The 9,612-nt window shown below is 42.9% G+C and carries 10 protein-coding genes; 2 read left to right on the forward strand and 8 right to left on the reverse strand.

Annotated features, from left to right (window positions below):
• Window positions 1-57: 57 nt before the first annotated feature.
• The 3 genes from OC23_RS06495 to OC23_RS06505 are packed head-to-tail and all read right to left on the reverse strand — an operon-like array spanning window position 58 to window position 4,368.
• Entirely contained in the window at window positions 58-1,671 is a 1,614-nt protein-coding gene (locus OC23_RS06495; RefSeq protein ID WP_038343666.1) for an acyl-CoA carboxylase subunit beta, read from the reverse strand.
• Window positions 1,672-1,673: 2 nt separating this feature from the next.
• Window positions 1,674-2,549, reverse strand: a complete 876-nt coding sequence (locus OC23_RS06500; RefSeq protein ID WP_038343667.1) for an SDR family oxidoreductase — start codon at window positions 2,547-2,549, stop codon at window positions 1,674-1,676.
• Between the two features lie 10 nt (window positions 2,550-2,559).
• Window positions 2,560-4,368 (reverse strand): acyclic terpene utilization AtuA family protein, encoded by a 1,809-nt coding sequence (locus tag OC23_RS06505; RefSeq protein WP_038343668.1) that lies wholly within the window; start codon window positions 4,366-4,368, stop codon window positions 2,560-2,562.
• A gap of 195 nt (window positions 4,369-4,563) precedes the next feature.
• On the opposite strand from OC23_RS06505, the gene OC23_RS06510 reads away from it, so the two are divergent.
• Entirely contained in the window at window positions 4,564-5,163 is a 600-nt protein-coding gene (locus OC23_RS06510; RefSeq protein ID WP_038343670.1) for a TetR/AcrR family transcriptional regulator, read from the forward strand.
• A 107-nt stretch (window positions 5,164-5,270) separates the two neighbouring features.
• Window positions 5,271-6,137: a hypothetical protein gene (locus OC23_RS06515; protein WP_038343672.1), complete on the forward strand. Its 867-nt coding sequence runs from the start codon at window positions 5,271-5,273 to the stop codon at window positions 6,135-6,137.
• Window positions 6,138-6,210: 73 nt separating this feature from the next.
• Here OC23_RS06515 and OC23_RS06520 read toward each other — a convergent pair whose 3' ends face one another.
• The 5 genes from OC23_RS06520 to OC23_RS06540 all read right to left on the reverse strand — a co-directional run bounded on the left by OC23_RS06520 (window position 6,211) and on the right by OC23_RS06540 (window position 9,397).
• Window positions 6,211-7,374 (reverse strand): acyl-CoA dehydrogenase family protein, encoded by a 1,164-nt coding sequence (locus tag OC23_RS06520; RefSeq protein WP_038343673.1) that lies wholly within the window; start codon window positions 7,372-7,374, stop codon window positions 6,211-6,213.
• Window positions 7,375-7,509: 135 nt separating this feature from the next.
• A complete protein-coding gene (locus tag OC23_RS06525; RefSeq protein WP_038343675.1) occupies window positions 7,510-8,070 on the reverse strand; it encodes a DUF4256 domain-containing protein in 561 nt (186 codons plus the stop codon).
• Between the two features lie 22 nt (window positions 8,071-8,092).
• Window positions 8,093-8,440, reverse strand: coding sequence for a GFA family protein (locus OC23_RS06530; RefSeq protein ID WP_038343676.1), 348 nt, complete (start codon window positions 8,438-8,440; stop codon window positions 8,093-8,095).
• 89 nt (window positions 8,441-8,529) lie between these two features.
• Entirely contained in the window at window positions 8,530-8,922 is a 393-nt protein-coding gene (locus OC23_RS06535) for a DUF2007 domain-containing protein (RefSeq protein ID WP_038343678.1), read from the reverse strand.
• Between the two features lie 133 nt (window positions 8,923-9,055).
• The gene (locus tag OC23_RS06540; RefSeq protein WP_081407300.1) at window positions 9,056-9,397 is read right to left on the reverse strand and encodes a hypothetical protein; all 342 of its coding nucleotides are present in this window, start codon (window positions 9,395-9,397) and stop codon (window positions 9,056-9,058) included.
• Between the last annotated feature and the right edge of the window lie 215 nt (window positions 9,398-9,612).

Below are 9,612 nucleotides of genomic sequence, written 5' to 3' on the forward strand. Positions count from 1 at the left end.
CTGGGGAGAGGGAATCCCTTCTCCCTTTGGGAGAAGGCTAGGATGAGGGTGTTAAAACTAAAATCTCGATACACCAAATCGTGTTGGATTTAATTCACGTTGTTGTGCTTCAAAAATGGTTTGTAATAAAAAGATCAGGACTTTACGGGTGTCTCTTGGATCAATGATGCCATCGTCATGCAGCATGGCCGTATTGAATAACGCCGTCGACTGCTGTTCCAGTTTCATGGCAGTACTCTGTTCCAGAAAATCCAGCATCTGCGGATTGGGTTCCATTCCCGAGGCTTTTTGTTTGCCCTCAGCCACAATCCGTAAGACTTTACCGGCTTGCGCTGCACCCATCACAGCCACATGTGAGTTTGGCCATGCGAAGATAAATTGCGGCGATAAACTACGGCCACACATGGCATAGTTACCCGCACCATAAGAGCCTGCCACCACAATCGAAATCTTGGGTACAGTTGCATTGGCCACCGCCTGAATCAGCTTGGAACCATGCTTGATAATGCCGTTCTGCTCGGCATCGGTTCCGACCATAAAACCGGTGGTGTTGTGCAGGAATAAAAGCGGACGTTGGGTCTGCTCACACAAATGGATAAACTGTGCTGCCTTCACTGCACCTTGCGGGGTAATCGGCCCATTATTGGTGATGATGCCAATATGCAAACCTCCCATTTTGGCCCAGCCACACACGGTGAGCACATCGTATTCCTGCTTGAATTCCAGAAAATCAGAATCATCAACAATCCGCGCAATGATCTCTTTCATATCAAACGGTTGCTTTGGATCTTGTGGAATAATCCCCAGCAACTCTTCGGCAGCATAACGTGGTTCTTTATAGTCCTGAGGCGGACAGGCGGTCTGTTCTTTCCAGTTCAGATGCTCAAAAATTTCACGCGCCAAACGAATACCATCGGCATCGTTTTCTGCCAGATATTCTGCAACACCCGAGACCTGGCTATGCATTTCTGCCCCACCCAGTTCTTCTGCAGTCGCCACTTCCCCTGTCGCTGCCAGTAATAGCGGCGGGCCAGCCAATAACATTTCGGTTTGCTTGCGCACGGCAATCACATAATCAGACAGACCCGGCTGATAAGCACCACCCGCAGTTGCATTACCATGCACCACGGCGACTTGTGGAATACCTGCTGCAGACAAACGCGCCTGATTGGCAAAGGTCATGCCGCCATAAGTAAACACTTCAGCCGCATAATTCAGGTTTGCGCCACCACTTTCGGTCAGCGTCACCATCGGCAATTTTTGTTCGAGGGCAATCTTTTGCAGGCGCAGGGTTTTATGCACACCCATCGGTGACATGGTGCCGCCCTTGATGGCGCTGTTACTGGCCGATACCAGTGCACGGACCCCGCTGACAAAACCGATCCCGGCAATTACACCACCGCCAGCTTCGGAACCATCTTTATCGTCATGCATGTTGTAACCCACCAGCCCGCACAACTCGACAAAAGGAGAATCGGCATCTAACAGTAAACGAATACGTTCGTGCGGCAAAATCTTGCCTTTCTTGTCAAACTTGGCTTTTGCGGCATAAGACTTATCAATACTTTTTTGCTGTACGGCTCGGACTTCAGCCAACTGTGCGAGTAAAGCCTCACGGTTTTGCTGGTATTGCTCACCATCCACTACAATTTCAGATTGGAGAATCGTCATGCTTATTCTCCATCTGTTTTGAATATGTCAGGAATAAACGCGCGATGGAAACCGTTAAAGGCGTCATTGTTGGTCGCATCAGCCAATGGATACATTCGTGTGCCTTGTGAAGCCGCCCCGTCAATCCGCAGGGTGACGCCTGATACAAAAGCCGCTGCATCAGACAGTAGATAACAAATCGCTGAGGAGATTTCCGATTCTGTGCCCATACGTTTTAATGGAACATTGCTCGCTAAACTCGGAATGATCACTTTGGCAAAATCGCCACTATAGTTGTCCATACCCGAAGAAATAATCCAGCCCGGTGCGACTGCGTTGACCCGTACGCCCGACTTGCCCCATTCTACCGAAGCCGTTTTGGTCAGGTTATCCACCCCTGAACGTGCTGCGCCTGAATGCCCCATACCTGGCATACCGCCCCACATATCGGCAGTCATATTCACGATGCTGCCGCCATGTTTTGCCATCCACTGGTTATAGGCTTCGCGCATCAGGTAAAAGGTAGAATGCAGGTTATTACGCACTACCGCATCAAAACCATTGGCCGAAATGTTTTCTAATGCAGATGGAAATTGTCCACCTGCGTTATTGACCAATCCATCCAGCTTGCCAAATTTTTCAATGACTCCGGCAATCATGCTTTTAACCTGTTCTTCATCGCGGTTATCACAAACGATGTAATGCACTTTGCCACCATCTTCCAGAATTTCCTGACTGACTTTTTCCAGCTTTTCAACTTTTCTCCCAGTGATCACCACTTGTGCACCTAAAGAAGTGAGCTCATGGGCAGTACAACGGCCAATACCCGAACCTCCGCCCGTCACAATAATGACTTTGCCAGCAAATGCATCTGCCCTGAAAATTGATTGATAACCCATGTTTACATCCTTAATATTTTTCTAACAGTTGTGCTGGCACTTTCACCGGCATATCCAATAATTGCTGTGCAAAAGCCTTGCCTTGTGGGTCGATCCTCAAACTGGCAATACCGCCCCCACCCAATGCATTTTCCAGCATAAAATTCAGCGCATGCATCTCAGGTAATTCATAACGAATCACTTTTGATTTTTCAGGATCTAAAACATGCTGCATATATGCGGCAACATTGGTCTCGGTCAGAGCTGCACGAATCCACGGTAAATATTCAGCCTTGCGTGCGATCACACCAATATTGCTATGATTGCCCTTATCACCACTACGTGCATGAGCTACCTCAATCAAAGGCACTTCAATCTCATCACCTTGATAGGTCGCTACTTCACCGACGGGATTTAGCTCGACCTCTGCTATCTTTTGCCCAACAGGAACCTGAACCGGATAACGCTGCCCCGCAAAGTCGACTTCAACTTTTAATTGATCTTTATCAATCAGGAAAGAAAACAGTTTCACCACTGCCGAGGCTTTCGGACGGCCACCGACAATGCCTGCCAATGCAGGTGCCATGCCGGTTGAAGCTTGGGCGATTTCAGAAGCAAAGAACATACAGGCTTCTTTAAACAGATGCTTGACTGCAATCTTGACCACCACTTCACGGCTATCCTTGATTCGGGCATGTGCCCCATAGGTACTTTCAATACCGAGAATTTCAACCGACTTTTCACTAAAAGGAGGAACTGAACGCAGTGCCAAAACGCGTTCACATTTATTTAGAATGGCATCAGCAATCACTTGGGCTTTTTCTGGTGCTTCACGACCTGCTATCAAGAAACTGACCAAGACCCGATAACCATCGGCATAGGTGGCACTCACTTTATATTGCCGGGTTGGTGCGCGACCTGTTGCGCCAGTCACCTTGACCCGATGTTCGCCGTCCTGTTCTAAATGGACTTGGCTAAAATCAGCAGTCACATCAGGTAAAAGATAAGCTTGCGGATTGCCAATTTCATAAACGATCTGCTCGGCTACAGTCGCAGTTGAAACCAGACCACCCGTCCCTTTCGGCTTGGTCACGATAAATGAAGCATCAGCGCTGACTTCCACGATCGGGAAGCCCATGTTGTCAAAGCCCTCAACCAAACGCCAGTCAGTAAAGTTTCCACCTGTACACTGTGCACCGCATTCAATCACATGCCCTGCCAATGAACCTTGTGCCAGCTTGTCATAATCATCCAGTGACCATTTGTATTCATGCAGCAAAGGTGCCAGTACAACCGCTGAATCCACCACACGGCCCGTGATCACAATATCCGCACCCAAGTCCAGGGCATCGCGAATCGCAACAGCACCTAAATAAGCATTGCTACTAGCAACCTGTGCAGGTAAAGCATCGCCATTAAACATTTCCTGAATATTTTGTTTTGATAATTCTGTATGCTTTGGCAATACATCATCACCGAGCACCACTGCAACTTTTAAATCCAAGCCCTTTTCATCAATGATTTTCTGTAAGGCATCACGACAAGCCAGTGGGTTTACCCCGCCTGCATTACTGATCACTTTTATTTTTTTCTCGGCAATTTTATGGATCAGTGGTGCTATCACCCGACTGACAAAATCCAAAGCATAACCATGATTCGGGTCTATCATCATCGCCTTGGCCATAATCGACATGGTAATTTCAGACAGATAATCAAAGACCAGATAATCAATATCACTCAGATGCACCAACTGAAAGGCCGCAGTATTGGTATCGCCCCAAAAGCCCGATGCACACCCGATTTTAACTACCCGCTGGTCATCCTGTTTGACAGTTGTCATGCGCTTTCTCATTGTTATTGCTAAAAACGCCTTAACATTACCAAGCAAGTGCTTGGTTTGTAAAGTACATAATGCTATGCTGTATTGGCAAAAATAGTCAAACTCAAGCAACTGCTTGTTATAAAAAGATAAGACAAAGCATCGAATGAATTTTGTTACAATACACTTTAGCTTGAACAGGATAGACGGATAGGCATGATCGCAACTTCAATTGAGCAAATACCCAAGATTGTTTGCTTTGACGATAGTCCACGTGGGCGTTTATTACAGGGCGCAGCCTATCTGTTTTATAAGCAAGGTTATGACAAAACCACGGTTCGTCAACTTGGTGAATTTATTGGCATTCAATCAGGTAGCCTGTTCCATCATTTTAAAAGCAAGGATGAAATTCTGGCGACGGTGATGGAACAAACCATTATCTATAACTTCGCCCGTTTAAAAGAAGCGGCTGAACGCTCAAGCGATCCTGAACAACAATTACGTCATTTGATCAAAGCTGAATTACTGTCGATTGCCGGTGATACCGGGGCGGCGATGGCCGTCTTGGTACATGAATGGTTTGCCCTTTCTAAAGAGAAGCAAGATTACCTGCTGAAAATGCGCAATGAATATGAGCAGATTTGGCTAGATGTGATTGAAAAGTTACGTGCTCAGGGCAAAGTCAAACACGATGCGTTTATTTGGCGTCGTTTGCTGGGTGGCTCGATTTCCTGGACCGTGACCTGGTACAGACCTGAAGGTAAAGTCAACATTGATGAGTTGACTAAAATGGTTTGGGAAATGGCGGTTAAATAGTTCTATATTAATCGTCATTTTTTAAAGCACTATCAATGCTTGGATTTTATTTCTTTTCCTAAATATGTTGATATAATTCATTTAATTCCTATATTAATAATTTAAGTATGAATGAGTTTATTAGCTACTTACAGTTGTCAGCAAACGCTTTTGCTATTGGAGTGGCTGGCTGGATATACATTGCATATATAAAAAACCTTAAAGCATCTTCAAACGTTAAAGATGATCAAATAAAACTTTTGGAACAAAACACCCGTCTTCAAAGAGATCAAATTACAGATTTAGAAAAGAAATCTCCAGAAAACTTAGAAAAAATACTTAATGATAGAATCAAAATACGAGAGGAAGAGATTGAAAGATTAGCTAAAGATAAAAATAATAACGAAAAAGAATTACAGTTAAAAACTCAAGAATTAACAGGTTTAAAAAGTAAACTAGAAAAATCTATAGACTTAAGAAGAACTATGGATCTTTTAGATTTACATATTGATGAAAATGATGGTTTCTTTTCAAAGGATGCTGAATACGAAATTGAAGAGTTAGGTCTTGTTGCAGTAGATAGTGGTCAGTTAATGATCACTGATCCTAGCTATATAGATGTGGAATGGAGTAATGATGATTTAGAATTATTACGAGTATATAAACATAGAAAAACTGGAAATTTTTATAGCTTTGGGAAGGATTTCTTTCACTACGAAAATAAAATTGAAGGTTTCGATCAAACTGTTAATGAGTTAATAGCAATAAAAGAACTTGAAGAAATACCAATTGATTACTCAAACAAAATTAGTTATTCATACGCTGGTGCATGTTATGCAACATTAAGTGAAAAAGGCTATGGCGTATTACCTTTTAAGAAAGGACATCAAGGTGCGGCTATAGTCATTGGAACAGTTTTAGGTGATGGTTTTTATCCAGTTTATGCAGAAAAATATGATGGAAGAATTGTTAGAGTTTATTTTAATGTCTATTAGTACAAATCTACCAAACTAATTTAACCAAGGCTTTTCTTTCATAAACCTTGGTTAAAGCTCATCATTAAATTAATCAGTAACCCAATTGCTTACTGATTAAATCCTTCATAATTTCTTCTGCACCACCGCCGATCATATTTACCTTCACTTCACGATAGATTCGTTCGGACTTGGTACCCCGCATAAAGCCCATACCCCCGAGTGTCTGCACCGCCGCGTCGGCACAGAATTGCATGGTTTGAGTGGCAACATTCTTCAGCATACAAATCTGGGCAATCAGTTCACTGCCCTGCAATTCGGGTTTACCCAAGCGATAAGCGGTATCTTCAAGTAAAGCACGGGTTGCAGTCAATCGAGTTGCCATATCTACCAGTTTATGACGCATCACCTGATGGTCGACTAAACGCTTGCCAAAGGTCTGGCGTTGTTGTGCCCATTCCAGCGCTTCCTCATAACAAGTCAGGGCAAAGCCATAACTACTGGCAGCAAGGAAAAAACGCTCCATATTGAAGTTATTCATAATCACCAAGAAGCCCATATTTTCCGGACCTAATAAATGGCTGGCTGGTACTTTGACATTGTCAAAATGCAAATGTGCGGTATCCGAAGCCCACCATCCCATCTTATCCAGTTTGGTTTTGCTGATCCCTTCACTATGCGCATCAATCAAGAGCATAGATATCCCATTTGCCCCTTTCGCATTTAGATCGGTACGAACTGCCACCGAGTAATAATCTGCTCGCATCCCCGAAGTGATAAAGGTCTTTTCACCGCTAACCAGAAAATAATCACCGTCACGTACAGCCCTAGTTTTGAGTGAGGCAACATCTGAACCACCGCCTGGCTCAGTAATCGCCAAGGCCGAGATTTTTTCACCCGATAAAATCTGAGGCAGCACTTCAGCTTTCACCGCTTCATTGGCAAAGTGCTGGATCGGAGGCGCACCAATGGTATGCGACAGTAAAGATGCGCTAAGACCACCCGAGGCACATTTTGCCAGCTCAATCGAAGCTAACAAGGTATAAAATGCATCGGTCCCAGCAATGCCACCATATTGTTCTTCAAAGCCTAAACCCAACAAGCCAATATCTGCAGCTTTTTTATATAGCTCTCGCGGAAAGGTTTCATTCTCATCCCATTCATTGATAAAAGGTGAAATCTCTTTTTCTACGAAACGTTGGACAGTCTTGGCAAATTCAAGATGCTGCTCGTTGTAGTACAAAGGATTAAGCTGCATATTCTGCTTCCTGGCAATTATTGATCATTGTTTATTGAATGAGCACTAAAGTAGCAAAACCAGAAAAACCAAGCAAGCGCTTGGCAAAATTAAAAGTTAAAAAAATAGGTCAAATATCGCGATAGCAACCTACAACTATATTTTTAATCGGCCACGAAATCCGCGCGTCGCATAATAAGATTGAGCACCATTATGATAAGTAAAAACCCGACCATAACGACTATCACAGAAAATTGCGCCACCTAAAGCTCTTACATCCTCGGGCGTTTTGACCCAACTTGAAGTTTTTAAGTCAAAATGCCCAAACAACTGTAGCTGCTTATACTGTTCTTCTGTGAGCAATTCAATTCCCATGGCTTCAGCCACATCAACCGCATTATTTGCCGGTTTATGTTCTTTACGTGCGTCTAAGGCGGCACGGTCATAACACAGGCTTCTGCGCCCTTTTGGCGTTTCTACAGTACAATCATAAAAGATTATTTCTTGTGACTTTGCATCTAATACAATCATGTCTGGCTCTCCACCCGTTTCTTCCATTTGATGGAGTGACCATAACTTTTCTGGCTGCTGTAATCGATCTTCAATATCGGCCCAATTCAGATCCTTGTGACGATGCATATTTTGTTCAAAGCGCTGCTTTAAGATGTCTAATAGCCTTGCAACCTGTTCAAGGTCTAACTTTTTATTCTTGGTCATTTTTATACTCTAGATTTTGAGGTTATACCGAACGACCATCAAAGTGATTGATCTTGATACTTTCCAGTTCCAGATCATCAATACAACGCACATTGATTGCACAGATCATATTCCCTTGGGGATCAACGCCCATTGCATAAGGATGAATACCACATGTTTTACAAAAATGATGCTCGATCACATGTTTATTAAATTGATAAGTCGCCTGAGCATCATCTTCCACAGTAATCTCGACTTCACTCTTTGGTAAGAACCAGAGCAAAGAACCTTTTTTCTGGCAGATTGAACAGTTACACGACAATGCCTCAGTGAGTTCACCCTGTGCAATGAAGCTTAATTTTCCACAATGACAACTTCCTTTATATTGCATCTTTTTTGTCCTTTTGATTTTTTATCTATTTTTACAGGATGCCGTGTATAAGATCAAATCTGATTCTGTTCATCAATGCTTATGCAATCTTAACTCCAGAAGTGTTGGCATTGCTGACACTTGGTTCCATGTTGATATGAAAATAAAGGAAAACCCAGTAACAAGAAAACCAGATAAGCAGGCCGCTTGCCTTCTGTATAAGGCCTTATATCTGTACTGCCACATTGAGGACAACGCTCGCTTAAACCAAACTCCTGCTCCACTTCCTGACTAAAATCTTGTGCTAATAAGCTTTGCGCCTCTTGCAGATAGTGTTCAGGAACCAATAACCGAACACCCCCTAAGGCATTGGAATAAAGCCAGTCCATGTTAATGGTATGTTCATTTTCAATACGGGCAGGAATACCAGCGGCTTGCAGTTGCGTTTTGGCAATTTGTGCCTCATAAGGAAAAGAATAGGTTTCAGCAACAATCCACTTCATAAAAATATCTAAATAGAATAAAAATAAATTCTAAGCTCAATTCATCTCAGAGTATATTGTGCAAATTTATTCCATTCACATTACCGATTCAACACAACTTTGCAGGCTTAACCGAGATTAAAAGTGAACGTGATTATATCTCTTCCCCATGAAACTTCTCCCATGCAATCGATTCCAGATCTCCAGTCAATTCATGGGATTGCTCATCCAAAAGCGTATATATGATCTGATGGCGACCAATTGATGCACTGCCATCAAGACCTAACAAAACCGTATACAGGGCATCGGTTAATGCCTCCGAGACAATTTTCCTGGTTAAAGCAATTTGTTCAGGATTCATCCCGGATTTTTCTAATAAATGTATTCGTGTTATTTCAGAATCAAGCGAGAAATATCCCTGGATCAGATTTTCTCTTAAAATCTTAAATTCCTCTACAAATTTATCTGAAGTCATGGATAGATTATTATGGATCACTTAAATTTCATCCTTTTATTATTCTGATTTTGCCGAGACAACAATAATATATTTTTCAAAATATGCTATTTATTTTAATTTTTCCAGAGCATAAAAAAACACCCCTAACCATTTGGTCAGGGGTGTTTCGTATTTAAAAGCTGGCGATGACTTACTCTCACATGGCAAGTGCCACACTACCATCAGCGCTAAGAGGTTTCACTTCTGAGTTCGGG

Source organism: Acinetobacter sp. A47, assembly GCF_000805455.1.
In the GTDB taxonomy this organism is placed as follows: domain Bacteria; phylum Pseudomonadota; class Gammaproteobacteria; order Pseudomonadales; family Moraxellaceae; genus Acinetobacter.

Excerpts from the sequence above, each read along its gene's own strand:
- OC23_RS06515 (WP_038343672.1), top strand. The coding sequence starts at position 5,271 with ATGAATGAGTTTATTAGCTACTTACAGTTGTCAGCAAACGCTTTTGCT.
- OC23_RS06505 (WP_038343668.1), bottom strand. The coding sequence starts at position 4,368 with ATGACAACTGTCAAACAGGATGACCAGCGGGTAGTTAAAATCGGGTGT.
- OC23_RS06535 (WP_038343678.1), bottom strand. The coding sequence starts at position 8,922 with ATGAAGTGGATTGTTGCTGAAACCTATTCTTTTCCTTATGAGGCACAA.
- OC23_RS06530 (WP_038343676.1), bottom strand. The coding sequence starts at position 8,440 with ATGCAATATAAAGGAAGTTGTCATTGTGGAAAATTAAGCTTCATTGCA.
- OC23_RS06510 (WP_038343670.1), top strand. The coding sequence starts at position 4,564 with ATGATCGCAACTTCAATTGAGCAAATACCCAAGATTGTTTGCTTTGAC.
- OC23_RS06525 (WP_038343675.1), bottom strand. The coding sequence starts at position 8,070 with ATGACCAAGAATAAAAAGTTAGACCTTGAACAGGTTGCAAGGCTATTA.
- OC23_RS06495 (WP_038343666.1), bottom strand. The coding sequence starts at position 1,671 with ATGACGATTCTCCAATCTGAAATTGTAGTGGATGGTGAGCAATACCAG.
- OC23_RS06500 (WP_038343667.1), bottom strand. The coding sequence starts at position 2,549 with ATGGGTTATCAATCAATTTTCAGGGCAGATGCATTTGCTGGCAAAGTC.
- OC23_RS06520 (WP_038343673.1), bottom strand. The coding sequence starts at position 7,374 with ATGCAGCTTAATCCTTTGTACTACAACGAGCAGCATCTTGAATTTGCC.